This is a genomic window from Rhodospirillaceae bacterium (assembly GCA_040219235.1).
Taxonomy (GTDB): domain Bacteria; phylum Pseudomonadota; class Alphaproteobacteria; order Rhodospirillales; family Rhodospirillaceae; genus WLXB01.
This window is the reverse complement of sequence record JAVJSV010000008.1, coordinates 76,793-94,644: the sequence shown is the minus strand read 5'-3', so window position 1 is coordinate 94,644 and position 17,852 is coordinate 76,793. Positions and strand designations below refer to the sequence as shown.

14 protein-coding genes are annotated in these 17,852 nt (G+C 54.0%); 10 read left to right on the top strand and 4 right to left on the bottom strand.

What is annotated here, in order from left to right; genetic code table 11:
- Nucleotides 1–33: 33 nt before the first annotated feature.
- Entirely contained in the window at nt 34–906 is an 873-nt protein-coding gene (locus tag RIC29_03605) for an alpha/beta fold hydrolase (protein ID MEQ8733984.1), read from the bottom strand.
- A 293-nt stretch (nt 907–1,199) separates the two neighbouring features.
- On the opposite strand from RIC29_03605, the gene RIC29_03600 reads away from it, so the two are divergent.
- The 5 genes from RIC29_03600 (at nt 1,200) to RIC29_03580 (ending at nt 6,629) form a co-directional block, all read left to right on the top strand.
- Nucleotides 1,200–1,796 carry a hypothetical protein gene (locus RIC29_03600; GenBank protein ID MEQ8733983.1) on the top strand — a complete coding sequence of 199 codons (597 nt, stop codon included), beginning with the start codon at nt 1,200–1,202 and terminating at the stop codon, nt 1,794–1,796.
- 164 nt (nt 1,797–1,960) lie between these two features.
- Nucleotides 1,961–3,259 (top strand): M24 family metallopeptidase, encoded by a 1,299-nt coding sequence (locus tag RIC29_03595; protein MEQ8733982.1) that lies wholly within the window; start codon nt 1,961–1,963, stop codon nt 3,257–3,259.
- Nucleotides 3,260–3,308: 49 nt separating this feature from the next.
- The gene (locus tag RIC29_03590) at nt 3,309–3,839 is read left to right on the top strand and encodes a hypothetical protein (GenBank protein ID MEQ8733981.1); all 531 of its coding nucleotides are present in this window, start codon (nt 3,309–3,311) and stop codon (nt 3,837–3,839) included.
- Nucleotides 3,840–3,908: 69 nt separating this feature from the next.
- Entirely contained in the window at nt 3,909–5,114 is a 1,206-nt protein-coding gene (locus tag RIC29_03585) for an MFS transporter (protein MEQ8733980.1), read from the top strand.
- An 81-nt stretch (nt 5,115–5,195) separates the two neighbouring features.
- Nucleotides 5,196–6,629 carry an NAD(P)/FAD-dependent oxidoreductase gene (locus RIC29_03580; protein MEQ8733979.1) on the top strand — a complete coding sequence of 478 codons (1,434 nt, stop codon included), beginning with the start codon at nt 5,196–5,198 and terminating at the stop codon, nt 6,627–6,629.
- Nucleotides 6,630–6,727: 98 nt separating this feature from the next.
- Here the strand turns inward: RIC29_03580 and RIC29_03575 are convergent, their stop codons facing one another.
- A complete protein-coding gene (locus tag RIC29_03575; GenBank protein ID MEQ8733978.1) occupies nt 6,728–8,173 on the bottom strand; it encodes an FAD-binding oxidoreductase in 1,446 nt (481 codons plus the stop codon).
- Between the two features lie 271 nt (nt 8,174–8,444).
- Between RIC29_03575 and RIC29_03570 the strand changes: the two genes are divergently transcribed.
- A complete protein-coding gene (locus RIC29_03570) occupies nt 8,445–9,782 on the top strand; it encodes an amidohydrolase family protein (protein MEQ8733977.1) in 1,338 nt (445 codons plus the stop codon).
- Here RIC29_03570 and RIC29_03565 read toward each other — a convergent pair.
- Nucleotides 9,779–10,597, bottom strand: a complete 819-nt coding sequence (locus RIC29_03565) for an alpha/beta fold hydrolase (GenBank protein MEQ8733976.1) — start codon at nt 10,595–10,597, stop codon at nt 9,779–9,781. The genes RIC29_03570 and RIC29_03565 overlap by 4 nt on opposite strands.
- Nucleotides 10,598–10,696: 99 nt before the next feature.
- On the opposite strand from RIC29_03565, the gene RIC29_03560 reads away from it, so the two are divergent.
- The 4 genes from RIC29_03560 (at nt 10,697) to RIC29_03545 (ending at nt 16,643) form a co-directional block, all read left to right on the top strand.
- On the top strand, nt 10,697–12,451 hold the full coding sequence (locus tag RIC29_03560) for a thiamine pyrophosphate-binding protein (protein ID MEQ8733975.1): 1,755 nt from the start codon (nt 10,697–10,699) through the stop codon (nt 12,449–12,451).
- Complete coding sequence (locus RIC29_03555; protein MEQ8733974.1) at nt 12,452–13,969, top strand: ABC transporter substrate-binding protein; 1,518 nt, start codon at nt 12,452–12,454, stop codon at nt 13,967–13,969.
- 2 nt (nt 13,970–13,971) lie between these two features.
- Nucleotides 13,972–15,051 carry a hypothetical protein gene (locus RIC29_03550; protein MEQ8733973.1) on the top strand — a complete coding sequence of 360 codons (1,080 nt, stop codon included), beginning with the start codon at nt 13,972–13,974 and terminating at the stop codon, nt 15,049–15,051.
- Nucleotides 15,052–15,521: 470 nt separating this feature from the next.
- The gene (locus RIC29_03545) at nt 15,522–16,643 is read left to right on the top strand and encodes a class I SAM-dependent methyltransferase (GenBank protein ID MEQ8733972.1); all 1,122 of its coding nucleotides are present in this window, start codon (nt 15,522–15,524) and stop codon (nt 16,641–16,643) included.
- Here the strand turns inward: RIC29_03545 and RIC29_03540 are convergent.
- Nucleotides 16,640–17,806: an alpha-hydroxy acid oxidase gene (locus RIC29_03540; protein MEQ8733971.1), complete on the bottom strand. Its 1,167-nt coding sequence runs from the start codon at nt 17,804–17,806 to the stop codon at nt 16,640–16,642. The genes RIC29_03545 and RIC29_03540 overlap by 4 nt on opposite strands.
- Nucleotides 17,807–17,852: the final 46 nt, after the last annotated feature.

Below are 17,852 nucleotides of genomic sequence, written 5' to 3'. Positions count from 1 at the left end.
TGAGTGTCGTGACGGACCATCCGTCGGGTGAGGTTAAGCGTAGCTCTTCGCTTGTGGTTCTTTGTATGTGTGTGTTGTTTCAAATTGGTCTGTGTTGCCTTCGATAAACTTATGCAGCACGACGATATAATCATCGGCCTTTTCTGGATGGTGGTGGGGGTGTCCCCCTTTAAATGTGTGACCGACAGCGTTCTTCACCAGTGCCAAAACTTTGCCGTGGCAATTGTTCAGAGGATCGGTCTCGGCGGTCAGGGCCAAGGTTGGCACGCTCACCTGTTTCAAAGCGGCTTCCATGTCATAATTTTTGAGGGCGTCGGCAGAATCGTCACTTTGTTGCGCCAGCAGACTGTCAATCACGGCATTGCGCAAAAGCGCGGCTCCCTCATCATCAAGGACGAAGCCAGAATCCCACATGCGCTGCAGCCACAGCGAACGCTGCCACACCCAGGCAATATGAGCACCGTCCTCCGACCAATCCGGTGTCGGTTGACGGGCTGTCGCCAGGACCTCTTCACGAAATTCACGATCCCAGACCGGGCTGCCGTCTAGGACCAAGTGTGTGACGCGGTGCGGATATTGCAATGAAAACTCAACAGCGATTTCTGATGAGAAATGCCCCCCAACGATGATCGCTTTCTCTAAGTTTAAGCCGTCCATGACGACTGAAATGTTCTGGGCATAGTCTGCGACAGCCCACGGTTCAGGGCGCGGATCAGAAAGGCCGTAGCCCATATGATCCGGTGCATAAGCGCCATAACCAAGATTACTCAAGCCGCTCAGAAGAGGGATATACTGTCGGCTTGACGCTGGCGTCCAATGCAACAACAAAACGGCGATGCCGTCCCCTTCAGAACGCACATGCACAAAGCCAGACGGCGTTTCGATCATTGCGCGTTGACTGCCCAAAAGGACCTCTTTTGTTGAGTATTCCTGAGTATGAGAAGGAAACTGGCAGTGTAACTTCATGACTTCCAATTCTATTGTGTCATACATCCATAACGTTTCCTTATGCTAATCCTCATAAGGCGGTCATGCTGTTCGCTGTCGCGACGGAAGTCCCGCAGCAGTCCACATTCTGCGGCTTTAAGGCACTGAAATCCGTTTATGTGTCTAAGGATAAGGTGTTAAATTTTCACGGAACCTAGGCTGCGGGTTTTGTGTTAGTGTGTCCAAATGGCAACGTTTTTTGGAGTTTTTCTGTGAACACAGCACTTAAAACCAGCGCAACGCTTTTCGTCTTAGGTCTCATTCTGTCCGCCTGTGCTTCAAAAGTGCCAGAGCCTGAGTATGCCAAGCCAACATTTGATCACTTGTTTCCAATTCCGGTCGATGCCGAGCGTGTGCAAATCGATGACCGGTTTGATCCGGCAAGAAGATCGCCTTTCGTTGGGCATCTTTCTCCGCTGACCTTTGAAAATGCGATTCAAACCTGGTCCGCACAACGTTTTAGACCCAACGGCACCAGCACTGACCGGCTCGTGATTGTTATCACTGAGAGCTCAATTCAGGAAAAAGACTTAACCCTGGATACCGGCATTTCTGCCGTCTTTAAGAAACAGCAGGCCTTTGAATACACGGCGGTATTGGATCTCACGATTCAATTGATCGGTCCGGATGACCGTGTGAAGTCAGAGGCAAATGTGCGCACCCGGCAGACAAGAACAGCTGGAGAAGATGCAACGGTGTCCGAAAAGAAAGCGATTTGGTCAGAGATGATTGCGCGGCTGGTGAACCAGATGGACGAAGAGCTCCGGCCAAAACTGCGCCAGTATTTTTCAGGATCGATGCGGCTCTGACTTCTAAATTCCGCCTGCAAAACCTTGATCTGAGACACCCCAAGATAAGTTCGCCATCCGGGCAGTCCCAATATGATGCGCCAGACTCCCTGTCCCGCATCAAGGCAATCGCCTATGAATGACACCATCATTAGAAACGTCCTAATTTCATAGAGAGTTTTGTCGTGCCCAAAGACAGTGTGCCCTCCATAGATCATATTCAATCAGCCAAGCGGCTGATGAATGTCGACCGTGCCCGCGCCATTATGGACAAGTACGATCTGGATGGTCTGGTCGCGACGACGCCCATCAACATCTATTACCTGTCCAGTCATGGCGGAATTATGCAGTGGATGGGACGCCCGTTCTCAACCTTTGCCTTTTTCCCGCGCAAGGAAGATGCGCCGCCTGCAATTATTCTGTCGGCAGTAATGCTCTACCATTTGGATTATCGTCCAACATGGATGCCCTCTATCCAGCCTTTCACGATGCCGCTGCGGGGAGAGGATGGTGCAATAAAACTGGATGAACAGGGCCAGCCTTTTGCTAACCCTAAAACCAGCTTTTGGCCTGTGGGCGACGGCGAAAAAAGCGAACGCGACAAACTTCAGTTGGCTTTGTTTGCCGCGTACGAGGGAAAATGCAGCGCGACTCCTTTGGCGGCATTGGTGAAAGCCATTCATGAGGGTGGCGCGGCCAAGGGCAAAATCGGGTTTGACGATCCGCGAATCGCCCCTTGGCTGAGAGAGCAGGGCGCGCCGGACATTACAGAGGTTGATGCCCTGAACATCTTTAAAGAAATTCGCATGGTCAAAACCGAGAATGAAATTGATCTTTTGCGCGAGGCCGCCCAACGCAATGAGATCGCCCTCGACTACGCTATTGATCAAATCGTTCCGGGGTTGCCCTTGGAAGAAATCGAGTTGGCCCACGCCCGCAAATGGGGTGAGTTAGAAGGTCGCGGCAAGTGGATGATTGCCAACATTGATGGCTTGAATTCCGGCGTGGTGTCCAAAGGCGACTTTATGAAGCTCGACAGTGTCGGTGTGTACAAAGGCTATCATGGTGATGTCGGTCGCACGGTTATGGTCGGCGACCCCCCTGACAGTCTGGTGAAGCGTATTGAGGCAGATACCAAGTGCAGTCGTATCGTTTATGACGCCATACGCCCAGGCATGAAGTTCTCTGAAGCGGCAAAGATGTTTTATGATCTTATGCTGCAAGAAGGCGTGCCGAATGGGTATGGCGGCGCACACAATGTTGGCTTGGAGCATACCGATCAGCCCTGGCCGACCGGCGCAGAAGCCCCTGGCACGTTCGATCAGGATTTCACATTTGAAGAGGGCACCGTCTACACCCTGGACATGCCTTACAGTGAAGTCGGCTGGGGGACGACCCACGTCGAAGATATGATTGTTGTGCGTAAAGATGGCTATGAGGCTTTATCGTCCATGGACACCAGTTTGAAAATCAGACCTGCTTAACTTCCTCCGCTTGATACCATTATTTCTCACCCTTTTTAGGAGTGCTGTTATGTCATCCAAGATTTTGTCTTTCGCACTATCCGTTTTTCTCGGCTTGAGCATAGCTGGTACCACTAGCATGGCAGCCGACGCCAATCTTGATATTCCGCCAGAACGTCAAGCGGATGCCGACAAGATTTGGGCGCAGGAGATGAAAATTTATGAAATGCGCCGCAGCGGTGACATGGGCTACTATCTGTCTCTGGCCAATCCCGGCTACATGGCCTGGCCCGCTCCAGCCGAGGTTCCCCTCAGTTTTGAACGTCTCTCCAAGCAGGTTGGCGGTGGTCAGATGATGGAAGCGGGCGAGCGCATTACCGTGACCAAGAAGGGGATGTCCTTCGATGGCGACACGGCGCTTGCCTTTTTTGAAACCCATCGCACCCAGCGCGCAGGCGGCCAAGCGGTGGATGAGCGGTTCGAAAACATTCATGTCTGGGTCAAGCGCGGTGAAGACTGGCGGCTGATTGCCAATATGTCTCGTCCAGTAGATGAGAATCGCCAAAGATTAGGCAACCCAACCATAAACGCGCGCGATTAAATCGCGACAATGCCGGAGCGTTATGTCTTGATGGGGTGATAATCTCTCCCCCCTAGGCATCGCGACCGCATGTTTGTTCTTTATCTCGTTGTTTTTATCGGCCTGACCGGGGTGGGTATTATCGTCCCGCTGTTTCCGTTTTTTGGCGAGCAGGTTGGCGCGTCACCCGCTGAGATCACATTGCTTATGGCGGTGTTCGCTTTGGGCCAGTTTGTCGCGGCGCCCATTTGGGGGTGGTGGAGCGACCGCGTTGGGCGCAAACCGATCCTAGTCATTACACTACTTGGTTCTGCAGTGTCCTATGTGCTTCTAGGGCTCGCAGAAACTGTTCCGGCCCTGTTGTTTGCGCGCCTGATTGGTGGGTTGATGGCGGGGAATATTCCGGTTGCATTCGCGGCTGCGGCAGACGTGACATCTGGAGAAGACAGATCACGGGTTATGGGTCGGGTCGGTGCGTCTTTTTCGCTGGGATTTATTCTCGGTCCTGCGTTGGGCGGCTTTATTGCGGGGCCGACTCCTCAAGCCAGTAATTTTCTGACCATCGCTGTGGTCTCGGCCGGAATGTGTATCTTTGCGGTTGTGGTCACGACCTTGTTTTTTAAAGAGACGCGCGTCCGTTCACGGCGATCATCGAGTCCTCTATCTCTGAAGTTGATTTCCGTGAAAGGGCTGACTCGTTTCTTCTTCTTGCCGGTTCTTGGGGCGTTGATCGGCGTGAACTTCATCTTCGCGTCGGGTGCCTCGATAATGGACTCTGTCTTTTCACTCTATGCGTTCAAACAACACGGCTTTGGTCCAAGCCAAATCGGCCTGTTGTTTACTTATATGGGTGTCATCATGGCCACTGTTCAGGGCGGTGCCATTGGTCCTTTGTCCAAGCGCTTTGGCGATGCGCGCGTTTTGCGCGCCGGGATCGTGCTGTATCTTATTGGTCTGTGCGTCATGATCTACGCAACGGGGCTCTATACGGTGCTTTTAGGGTTGACGTTTCTGACCATGGGCAATGCATTGTTCTTTCCCTCATCCTCGAGCTTAGCGTCCAAGCACGCACCGGAAAACGAGCAAGGCGCGGCGCTTGGGGCTTTTCAGGCTGCCGGAAATCTCGGGCGCGTCATCACGCCAACATTTTCGGGCGTTGTGTTTGCCGTTTACGGCACAACGGCACCGTTTGTTGTGGCGCTCGCCCTTATTTTACCGACGTTTATCCTGATCAGAATCTTTATCAGGCAGGCGCACGCTGAAGCTGCTGAGTCTCTGGCCAAAACAGAGGCATAGCCTGCCAGTAACTGTGGCCTAACCGTTTTTGCTCACGTATTGTCGGGACAGATTTTGTCGGAGCACATTGGGGAGCCTTCAATGAAAATACCATCTTCTGTTTCACGTCGAACCGCATTGGCGGGCGCGGCAGCAACATCTGCTTTAGCATCTCAGCCTTTGCATGCGGCGACAGAGCGTGACGTCATTATCATCGGGGCGGGCCTTTCAGGTCTCTATTCCGCCATGCTGCTCGAAGAGGCAGGGTATTCCGTAACCGTGATTGAAGGGCGGGACCGGATTGGTGGGCGTCTCTACACGCTTAAAGATCTGCCCGGAAACCCAGAAGCGGGGGGCAATTCCATCTTGGGCGGCTATGGCCGTGTGCGCGACATGTGCGACCGCCTGAGCGTCAAACTGATGGACTATAAACCGCGTGGTGCTCTGTCTAAGCCTGAGATCGCACTCAGAGGGTCTGTGATTCCGAAGGACCAATGGCCAAGTCATCCCCTAAATAAAATGCCGAAAGGGGCGGAAGACCGCGACCCAAGCGGATACATTTGGGGCGTGATTGCGCGCAACAATCCGTTGGACTCCTTTGAAGATTGGTATGATCCAAAATCGTGGAAATACGATGGTCCTGTGTATGGCCTGTTGCGCACTCTTGGCTGGTCCGAAGAAACCATTGCGCAGGTTTACGATACCAACGCGCAATACGGAACGTCCGCCCACGATACCTCGTTGTTGATGTGGTATTTCATCCAGAAGTGGTTTGCAGCCCAGGATGAAATTGATCCGGTGTCTCTATCAGCTATCGGCGGCAACCAACTTATTCCCGAAGCTATGGCCAACACCTTGAAGTCTGAGATTCATCTCAACAAGACCGTGGTCGGCATCACCAGCGAGTCAGCTATGGCCGAAGTGCATTGTGCCGATGGCAGCGTTTACAAGGGGAAGCGCGTCATCTGTTCCATGCCATTGCCAACGTTGCGCTGGGTCAAGTTTGATCCCATTTTGCCGCCCACCAAACGCTCTGCCATTCTGAACATTGGTCAGATGCTGATCACGCAGGTCCACGTCATTCCGAAAGAGCCTTTTTGGGAAGAAGATGGTCTCGACCCTTCCATGTGGACGGATACCCCAGCCGGTGTTGTGACCGCGCAGCGCTTCGGTGAAACCGATGATGAAGTCACCAACTTCCTCTGCTGGGGACGGGGGCATACCGCACAGTATCTTGATACGTTGGGGGAAGAAGAAGCCAAAGCGCGCGTTGTTAAAGAAATCGAGACTCTTCGACCTGCGGCTAAAGGCAAGATTGAAGCCGGTGGCTTCAAGTCGTGGCAGCTTGACCCGTTCTCAGGCGGAGATTGGGTGGTCTGGCATCCTGGGCAAATCGCCACTCACCTGCTGGATGTGGGCAAGCCAGAGCTTAAGGTTCACTTTTGTGGCGAGCATACGGCTTTGTCGAACCGCGGCATGGAAGGTGCGATGGAGTCCGGCGAGCGCGCTGCCTTTGAGGTTATGGATGCGATTTAAACAGTCTTCGCTCACGAAAAAGGGCGGTCCTTTGGGCCGCCCTTTGGTTTGGGTGTTTTGTCAGTAAAGCGTAGATCTCTGCAGATCAACGATCCACTTCAAAGCCCCAGCACACCAGGGTTCATGAGACCTTTTGGATCAAGTACACTTTTGAGACTTCGTAGGAAGTTCACCGTGTTTTCATCCGTCACAGATGCATAATCATAGAAGCGTCCATATTGCATATGAGCGGCGCCCAATGAGTCCATTGTTGTTTTAAAGTCTTCTCTGATGAGGCGCACGTGTGCCTCTCTGTTTTTCGTTTCTGAGGTGCTTTCAGTACGCTCTTCTACTTTACCCATGCCCGTGCGATGCAAATGGCTGGCGGATCCCTGCCACCGTAGCACCGGTTCGACCATCATGGCGGTGCCAGCGCAGGCAAAAGAGAGCGTGGCTTCAATTTCAAGACTCTGCATTTCAGCCGCATGCGCCTTCATCACATCCATAAAACCGGCATAGGCATTTAAGGTATCGCCAATCGGAAAAATGCCGTGGGTCCAAATTTGCAAGCGTCCAGCAGCATCCAGAGAAGATTGTACGAATGAATATGCATTCTCGCGGATGTACGTCGGCAGAACTGGATTAAGGGGGGTGCCAGAATCGCCAACAATACGTTCGATGACCTTAATTTTTTCATCCGCGATTCCCTGGGTCCACCCTTCGCACACGATATGTATTGCTGGTGCGCTATTCTCTTGATGATCCAATGCGGCCGGGCCAAGGCCCAAACATTCCGAGGCAAGGCCAGATCGACCGATCTCTTGAACGATAGGGATTAATGTTTCGAAGGACGCAAAAGAGAAAGACGCATAAGAACGCCCTTCTGGAATTTTCTCCAGGCGCAATGTTGCTGCCGCCTTGATGCCCAAAGCGCCGCCATCAGCGAGAAAAAGTCCCGTCAAATCTGGGCCGTTATTACGGTAAAACGGCGTGCCATTTTTGATTGCGCCAGATCCGGTTCGGATGACGTATCCATCTGCAGTCACGATGTCCAAGCCAACGATGGCATCGGCTGCGGTTCCGTTGTTGGCCGAGCCGAAAAACATGCAGTTGTTGGATAAACTTCCGCCGAGGGTCGAGAACCGCCCGGTTGAAGGGCCAAACATTGTGGGTCTTAAACCGTGAGCTGATGTGGCTTCCATGACCTGTTCCCAGGTGCAGCCAGCTTCTGCTGTCACTGTCATATTCTCTGGGCTAAGATCAACCACACGATTAAGACGCCGTGTGTCAATTAGAATAGCTGCCGGTGGGTTATCTTGTGTCTGCACATAACCGGCAGTGTAAGACAGTCCACCTCCGCGCGGCAGCAGGGCAATGCCTTCGTCTGTGCAGAGTTTAACAACCTTGCAGGTCTCACTAACCAATCCAGGCGCGACCACGGCAAGTGGTGTTTGTCCTTCAAAAAACAGGTCTTCTGAAAAGTGACTTAGCAAGACATCATCCGTCAGAACATGGTCAGGACCAACAAGAAACCCTAAACGTGAAACAACTTTTTCAGTATCCATGATTCTTAATCCATTAACCGGCTGATGAAAATTCGACGATTTAAACCTTGTCCCAAGCACGAACCAAGACACGACTGGTTTAATCAATGCAGCACGAGATAGCAAAAGCGACGGTTCAACTCGCATAACTGAGGATGAGGAGGCAATAACCTGCACAGGCCGTTGCGGTGCGAAACGCGATCACGTGGTGCCCGTTGTTACAAATGTCCGCGCACAATCTGAAGCGGATAGGATTAGACTGGCATCTTAGTCGAGACGGCTTGGGGGCTCTATGACATATAAAATTTCGCGTCTTAGTATTGCATTCGCACTGAGCCTTATTGCTGTTGCAGAGAGTGCTGTAGCGCAGTCGGTTCTCATTCAAAACGTCACCTTGATTGATGGTACGGGAGCCCCGCCTTTAAGCGGGGCCTCCGTCTTGGTGCAAGATGGCCGCTTCGCAGAAATCTCAACGCTGTCGATTATACCCCCAGCGGATACAAACGTCGTTGATGGCACGGGTAAGTTCTTGATGCCGGGGATCATCGACAGTCACATCCATCTGCCGGGTGGTCGCACGGGTCCCGGCAACCGCACCATGAAGATTGATATGCCCACGGCTCTTAAATCTATGGACGCATACCTCTATTCCGGTGTGACGGCCATATATGACTCTGGCAACAATGCTGAGTTCATATTTAAGATGCGCGATGACGAACGGGCCGGGCGTATTCGCGGACCGCGCATCTACGCCACCATCAGCCTGATTGCCCCGCCCGAAGGTCATGGCTGTTGTGCAGGTGGGACTGTCGTCACCAGCTACGAAGACGGTGTTGAGAAACTCGATGCCTTGTTTGCACTGAAGCCAGACTTGCTCAAGTTCACCCGCGAACGTCGCGGTATGGGGCCAGTCGGACGCAATATTCCGCTTTTTGAGACTGACCTGATGAACAAACTCGTGGCCTATGCGCATGAAAAAGGCATGCGCACCACGGTGCATGTGTCTGAAGTGGCGATGGCCCGCGAAGCTGTTGACGCGGGCACGGATGCGTTCGCGCATATTGTTTACTTGGATGACGCCAACAAAGACTTTGCCAAGCTGGTCGCCGACAAAGGCATCATACTCTCAACCACAATGACGCGGATCGAACCGGATACATCGTTCTTTGATGAGCCGTTGTATGTGGCCACATTGTCTCAAGAGATGCGCGACGAAATACGCACCAGCGATCGCTTTAACGGCTCGCCTTACACCGGCTGGTTAAGCTCTTTGCGTCCCGCCATTATGAAAAATGTCAAAGCACTGCATGATGCGGGAGCGATTCTGGCCATGGGCACCGACCGCTCCATGGGACCGATGCCGCATCAGGAACTCAAAAGTATTGTGGCGGCGGGGATTTCACCGCTAGAGGCCATTCGCATGGGCACGTTAAACGCCGCCATATACATCGGCGTTGAAGATGAAATTGGCTCTATTGAGCCAGGCAAGCTGGCGGACATGTTGCTGCTTGACTCTGATCCGACCGCGGACATCAACAACACCACGATGATTGACTCGGTTTACAAAGGCGGCGTGTGGATAGATCGTTCCACGTTAGATGTTCCCGCCAATGCGGCAACACTGCGCTAAGTCGCGTCTGCAATCCGCTCAAACATCTGTGCTGTTTCTATCGGCAGGATCACCATGGAGTCATGTCCACAGGGCAGTTCTTCATAATTCCACGTCGGGTCACTGACAAAGTTGTCTAGAAATACTTGTCGCTCTGGCGATATGGGAGGCTTGTCAGAACAATAGATAAAGGTGCGAGGCAGGCCCTCTGAGCCCCCATTTTTGAAATCAAATTTCTGCGTCCAGGTGCCAACCAAATGTGGTGTGACGCGCCGCCGCACCCAGGCCAGTTCTTCGGTCATGGTTTCAGGAATACCGAATGTCACCGGCTGTTGCGGTGGGGCCAGGTAACCATCAATGAAAGGTCCCAATCTTTTTTCCGTCGCTTCAAGCGATGCGTCGCCAACCATTGTGTCGCCGCTTTTCGGCACCAGCGCATCAAGATAAATGGCGTGGGCGATCCGGTCTTTGTGTGCATCACACACCCCGGTAATGATGCCGCCGCCGTAGCTGTGACCTACCAGAATTACGTTTTCCAGTTCTTCCCAAATCAGCAGATTAGAGATGTCTGTCATATGGGTATCCAGGTTCACCTCAGCTGAGGCGAGGTGACGTTTCTCACCAAGCCCCGTCATGGTGGGTGTGAACACGGTGTGACCTTGGGCCTGCAAATATTCCCGCACCATTTTCCAGCACCAGCCGCCATGCCACGCGCCATGCACCAGAACAAAGGTCTGGCGTTTCCGAGGGGCATCTTCGGCCTTTGGTGAGTTTGTCAGGGCGGCAGTTAATCCTAAAACCGCTGCTCCCTGTGCGGCTGCTCTACGAGAAATCATGACCGTACCTCCTTGAAGAATTCAGCTTCACAGTAAATCATGCAAAAATGACTTAAAACCGAAAGCAACCACTACTTTAGACACGTTTCAGGATTTTCAATGCCAGACCCAACATTACAGCACACAAACCAACTGACAGGAGGGCAGGTTATCAGCCGTATTCTCAAAGGATACGGAATCGAGACCACCTTTGTGCTGGCGGGGGCGGCCTTCGCGCACACCCTTTATGCTTTTGAAGATGATGGTATGGCCATTGTGTCCGGTCGCCACGAAACCGGTACCGTTGGGGCTGCAGACGGTTACGCGCGCGTCACTGGTAAACCGGGTATCGCGATGATCGCCGGTAAACAGGGCATGCCCAATGCTATGGGTGGAGTGCAAACGGCGCGCATGGCCTGCTCACCGGTTGTTCTGTTTGCCAATGTTTATGCAGACCCCTCACGGGAATCCATTGGGGAAGAGGGCGAAGACCCGTTGGATATGGTCCGGCCGTATGCCAAGTGGTGCCGCACCGTGCCAACCGTCGAGCGCCTGGCCGAGTTTGTCCATGCGGCCATTCGCGCAGCGACGTCTGGACGGCCTGGTGTCGCGGTCATTGGTGTGCCCCTCAGTATTCAGGCCGCAACTGTTGATGGAGACATTGCGCTTGATCCACACCCGTTGAAGACAAACGTCGCGGAAGCTTCGGCAGACTCTGTTGAAGCCGCCGCAGAGATGCTGGCGCAGGCCGAGCGGCCTTTGGTTCTGGCGGGCAGTGGTGCGGCGTTATCTGGCGCAGGTCCGGCGCTTAGGGCACTTGCCAAAACCCACAACCTGCCTGTGCTCGGTCATGCGCTAGGGCGTGGCCTTGTGCCGGAAGATCATGTGCATGGGTTCAGTTGGCCCTTGGCGCAGGTCGCGGCCAAAGAGGCAGATGCGGTGTTGGTTGTTGGCATGCGCTTGTCGCAGCGCATTGGTTATGGGCTGGCGCCGCGGTTTCATCCCAAAGCCAAGTTCGCTCAAATTGATGTAGTCGCGGATGAGTTTGGCCGCAATCGTGTCACAGATGTACCGATGCTCGGCGACGCGGCGCTAACCGTTTCAAAGGTGACGTCCACACTTGCAACCAAAGGCTATCGCAGTACAGGTGCGCCTACCTGGGTCAATGATGCGATGGCTGCGCGTTTGGCCCGGATTGATGAGTTGGGTCACAATGTCGACGGTAAAATCCACCCCTATCGCATCGGCCGAGATTTGATGGAGGTCATGCCCAGCGATGCGATTTTTGTCGGCGATGGGGCGGATGCCTTGAACTGGATGCTTGGTGTGGTCCGTGTGTCCGGCGAGCGCAGTTACCTGGATCATTATCCGCTTGGCTCCATGGGGATCGGCACAGCCTTGTCTATCGGAGCAGCTGCGGGCGAGCGAGACTTGGCCCGCCAGCAAAACCGCGCCGCACGAGAAGTTGTGTTGGTCACCGGTGATGGCTCATTTGGATTTTACGCCAGCGAGTGGAACGCTGCCGCCATGGCTGGCCTTAAAGTGGTCTGCGTCATCGCCAATGATGGCGCGTGGGGCACAGAAAAGAATGGTCAGCTCAATTCTGCCGGGCGTAACGTCAACTGTGAATTGGGGCAGGCGGGCTATGAATTGATGGCCCAGGTTTTCGGGTGTCTCGGTGAGCGTGTTGATCAGCCAAAGCATATCAAACCGGCATTGCAGCGGGCCTTTGCCGCAGATCGCACCACCATCATTAATGTGCTCACAGATCCTGAGGCTGGACTGGACCGCAAGAAAGATCCACGGTTGCAAATGATCACCTTTGAAGACCTCCCCAAAAGTCACAAAGCGCACTATGCGCCCGAGGTGGCCTAGATGAAATTTGTTATGCGCTTTCTTGTTATTGCGATGGCACTTATTTCCGCACATGCTGCATCGGCTCAAACCTTGCGGGTCGCCGTAGCCGCCTTTCCGCCGACCTTGGGGAATCCGTTTACCGGGGCCAGCCAGCCGTCTGCCGAACTGTGGTGGTCTATTTACGATGGTCTCACACGCCTGAATTGGAGCGGCGGGCCAGAACCAGCCCTGGCTTTGTCATGGCAGAACACATCACCGACGACGTGGGTATTTAACCTTCGTCCCGGCGTGACATATCACAATGGCAAAGCCTTCACCGCGCAGGATGTGGTCGACATTCTTACGCTGATGAAACGCTCAGACATGCAGGGCTTTCTGATCCCCAATGAGTTGGCGTTGGTCTCCGGCAGCCGTGTTATCGACGATCTGACCGTTGAAATCTCCACCTCAGAGCCTGATGCCATTCTGCCGAAGCGTTTGGCAACCCTGATGATCATCGACCCTGATCTTTGGGATGAAATTGGCGTTAGTGGCTATACGCTTGCGCCTGTTGGCACCGGTCCCTTCCGCCTCACTTCTTTTGGCCGGGGCAATGCCATGGCGATGCTAGAGGCAAACCCTAAGTCCTGGCGCGCGCCTAAAGGATTATCAGCAGTTGAGTATCGCCTTGTTGCGGATAAAACGTCCCGCATCCAAGGATTGCTGTCGGATCAGATTGACCTTGTAACAGGTTTGCATGTGGATGATGTCGCCGTCGTCGAAGGTGAGGGGCTCAACGTATTGGTCAAAGCCAATCCGCAAGTTAAGTCCATCGCCCTGCCCAATCTGCTCCATGGGGACGGTCATCCGTTACATGATGTCCGTGTCCGCCGCGCGCTCAATCATGCCGTTGATAAGGACGCTATCGCCAAGTTCATCATGTTCGGTTTTGCCGAGGTTGCCAGCCAGGGCGTCACTGCTGCAACCACAGGCTTTAACAAAAACCTTGCGCCCTTTGCCTATGATCCAGACAAGGCGCGCGCGCTTCTGGCAGACGCCGGATATCCCAATGGCTTTCCGCTGACGGTTGAAGTGGTCACGGACAGCACCACGCCCGATGGGCTGATGTATCAAAAAGTGGCGCAGGACATCGAAGCTGTTGGTGTTAGCGTTACGCTCCGGTCCATTCCGTTTTCGGATTACAATCGTAAGTACACGATGTCTGAATGGGGCGATGCCGATGCCTTTCACCTCATCTGGAACAACGCGGCTTTCCAAGACCCGATTCGCCCGATTGAATACTTTTCTTGCTTGCGTGCACGGCCCTTCTTTTGCGAACCGGATTTGCTGCCGCTGATCAAACAGTCCAGCGCGGAAATGGACCCGGACAAGCGGGATCTGTTGTTGCAAGACATCATGGCCCGCTTGCACGATCTTGCTCCGGCTCTATGGCTCACTAACGCAGTCTACACCACGGCCTATAATGATCGCATTGCTCAGTTTGACTCGCGCCCCACTGGTATTGTGTTTGAATCGCTGACCCTGAAGGACGATTAGGTATGTCTCATGCATTTTTAGGTATGTCTCATGCATTTAAGACCGTTTCTGCGTCCTTGGTTGTGTTCACTGGCTTGGCGTTATCAGCCTGTGGTGAACCGATGCTGATTGAGGGCTGTGAGTCCACCGCAGATATCAAAGTATACTGCGGCCTGGACAAGCCCGAAGATCTAGAGCCCTTGGGTGAACATCCTTGGCTTCTCATCGCCGAACTTGGTGATTTTGATGGGGAAGGCCGACTCTCGGCCCTGAACCTGGAGACTGATGAGCCGATACATCTGACGTCCATTTCAAAACCGGATATGTCCTTCCCGCAATGCGGAGATATGCCGACTAAGTTCAGACCGCGCGGCTTCCATGTGTCTGATCTCGCTGATGGCGGGTTTCGGCTCTTGGTTGTGAACGCCGGACAAGGCGAGCGCATTGAGCGCTATCGTGTCGATGTCGAACCGACTGGCCCTGAGTTGACGTGGCAAGGCTGTGTCGCGGTTCCCGGTACTGTGTTTCCCAATGACGTGGCATCCACCGGCGGTGACGGATTTGTTGTCAGTCATATGTATGACGGCCCGCGCGGTATCTGGCTCACGACAAAGTTTCTGTTGGGCATTCATACCGGCCATGCGGCGGCATGGGATGCCCAAACTGGTTGGCATAAGGTCGAGGGCAGTGAAGCCTCTTTTCCTAACGGCGTTGAGGCAGATGCCAAAACAGGTCGCGTGTTTATCGGTTCTACTTATGGCCAGACTCTGGTGGCCGCTGATCTGGCCGGCGGCAACGCCAAGGTCGCACGCATCCCTGTTCAGTCTGACAATATAACGCTGGCACCGGATGGCCGCATCATCTCGGTCGGTCATACGGGGGTGCCGTTGTTTGGCACTGCCGCTTGCCGGGAGCGCCTTGGCCAGACGTGCAGCTTCCCGTTTGCTGTGGTGGCGCTTGATCCCGTGACCTTGGACCAGGAGATCATCTACGAACACAGCGAGGGCCTCATCCCTGGCGCGTCGGTGGCGCTCAGTCACAACGGTTTTCTTTACATGGGAACGGTTTTTGGGGATCGCGTCTCGCGCGTGAAACTACCTTAAGTCATTGAAGAATGAACGCTGTTGGCCAGTTCATCTCATAAAAAAGGTCAGTCAATACGACCCAAAGAATTTTGCTCAAGTGCTTGACGAGCGCGTTTTAGAGGATCAGCATATTTAATGTAGACAGACGCGAACAGGAGCTCGGAATGGGCCTTCGAAGAATCTACGATAGGGTCACAATCCTTGATGGCAAGTGGCCTTCAACCAAGGAGGGTGTGTAAAAACCATGACTCCACCTAACCAGAGTGCCTGACAGTCCGTAGGCCAATTTGGTACTGCGATTTCACAAATCACACGATTGGTTCGCGCCTTGCCGCGAACGCGGAGTTCCATGATCCTCCGCTATGAGACACCTCGTCCGGGGTAAAGCCTGCGGCGGGGTTCTCTATTTTTTACGCACAACGCCCCCTATATCGACGCCGCGTTCAATGTTAGATTTCTCTGATCTGCTGAGAGAATAGGTATATACGATGGCCCGCAATCCAATCCACGCCATGTTGGCATCCCCGACCCATGATGAACTGGCCCGCCAGCAATACACGCTGTCACTGAAAGATTATGTGCGCGATGAAGTGCGGGCGCGCAATGAGGACCTATATGAGCGTCGCGCCAAACCTCGTTTCGTGAAACAGCATGGTCGCGAACCGGAGTCGGTTCAAGAAATCGGCACAGTCATGTGGGATGACCCCGCGTATCAAATGTTCAGCCGGTTGCATCGTGATGGCCAAGAAATGATGTGGGAGGCGGTGGCAGAAACCCTCTATCGCTCAAGGGATCAGCTTTCCGAAAAGTTTGCGGGTTACACCCAATCTAATCAACGCAAGGGCACGTTAGAGCTAGACCCTGATTTTGAAGCGCCCCTCGGTATGGCCAAGGTGGATATCCACCTGCAGCCCGGCGGCTATGTGGTTGATTACGGCGATGACGACGTGCTCGCCGGGGCCTTCTATGAATACGGTGGCAACCTCTACACCATTGGCCGTGGCGTTGGTCAGGCCGAGAGCAAAGGCGAGGTGGGGGTCAGATTTATCAAAGACCGCTACCCGGATTTCACGCCAACCCGCGTGCTCGATATTGGCTGCTCAGCGGGCTCCTCCACCGTGCCTTATAAAACTGCGTTCCCCGACGCCGAGGTTCACGGTATTGATGTCGGGGCGGCCATTCTCAGATACGCTCATGCCCGCGCCGAGGCCATGGACAAGGCCGTGCATTTTCATCAGCGCGATGCAGCCCATACCGGTTTTGAAGACGAGAGTTTTGATCTCGTCACTTCGCATAATTCCATGCACGAATTTCCGCAAGCCACCACCGAAGCGATGATGCGTGAGAGCTTCCGGCTGCTCAAGCCCGGCGGTATCGCCATGCATATGGATGTGAACTTACGCTTCGATGAATATAGCCCGTGGATGCAGTTTCATCGCGGTTGGGATCAACGCAACAATAACGAACCGTACTGGCGCATTTACGCCACCAACAATCCCAGCGAAATGCTTCGCGAAGCTGGCTTTCCCGAAGACAGTATCTGGCAGGGCAAATTCCAGCAGCTCGACAACAGCATTAAGTGGTTCATCTCGACCGCACGGAAGCCCTAACGCCGCCGCTGCAAAACGTCCGCAGTAATCTCGCTGATCTTTGTCACGCCCAGTAGCGCCATGCCGCGTTCCACTTCAGACCGCAACAGGCTCAGTGCTTTTTCCACACCGGCCTGACCACCCGCGCCGAGCCCATATAAATAACCACGCCCGATGGAGCACGCTGTTGCACCCAGGGCCAGAGCCTTAATCACATGGGTGCCGCGCCGGATGCCGCCGTCCAGAATGATCTCTAGTTTATCCCCTACGGCGTCAACAATTGGGGGCAGCGCATCAATGCAGGCCGACACGCCATCCAACTGCCGTCCGCCATGGTTGGACACCATCACCCCATGCGCGCCAATGTCCGCAGCTTTCAGGGCGTCGTGGGCCGAGTGCACGCCTTTAATAAGAAAACGCCCGCCCCATTCCTGCGCCATCCATGCGGCATCTTTCCAGGTCACGCTGCTATCGATTTGGCTGGTCAGATATTGAATGGGAGAGACTTGGTCCCCGGCAATGCTCAAGTCAGACCGTTGCGACACATTGGCGAGATCAAAACTTGGATCACGCAGCGCGTTCAAACTCCACTCCGGGTGCAGCGCAAAACTCAGCAGGCTCGACAGCGAGAACTTTGGCGGCATGGTCATGCCCGTCACTTTGTCGCGCTCGCGGTTGCCGGGCACGGGCACGTCGATGGTCAAACACAAGGCGTCGTATTTCGCCGCCTTGCAGCGGGCGATGAATTCCTTGGTCAACCCCCGGTCTTTGAAGACATAAATTTGGAACATCTTGGGGCCGTCGGTGGCGGCGGCCACATTTTCAATGCTGGTGGTGGCGAGTGTCGATAAACTGTACAGCGTTCCGGCGTTGCGGGCCGCACGCGCCACCGCGATCTCGCCGGTATGATGAAACAGTTTCGACATCCCCGTGGGCGCAAGAAACACCGGCCAGTCCAACTCAACACCCAAAGCCTGGGTTTTGGTGTCGAGGCCGGTAATGTCCGTCAGCAGGTTCGGCAGCAGTTCATAATCGTCAAAGGCCTCCGTGTTGCGCCGCAGCGTCACTTCATCATCGGCGCCGCCATCCATGTAGTGAAAGACGGGCGCGGGCAAGCGGCGCTTCGCTCTGGTGCGCAGGCTGTCGATGTTGTGGCAGCGATCAAGAGGTGAGTAAGGAAACATTGGTGTTTAGTGTCCTCAAAGCATATTTCAGGTTTTGAAGGGCAAT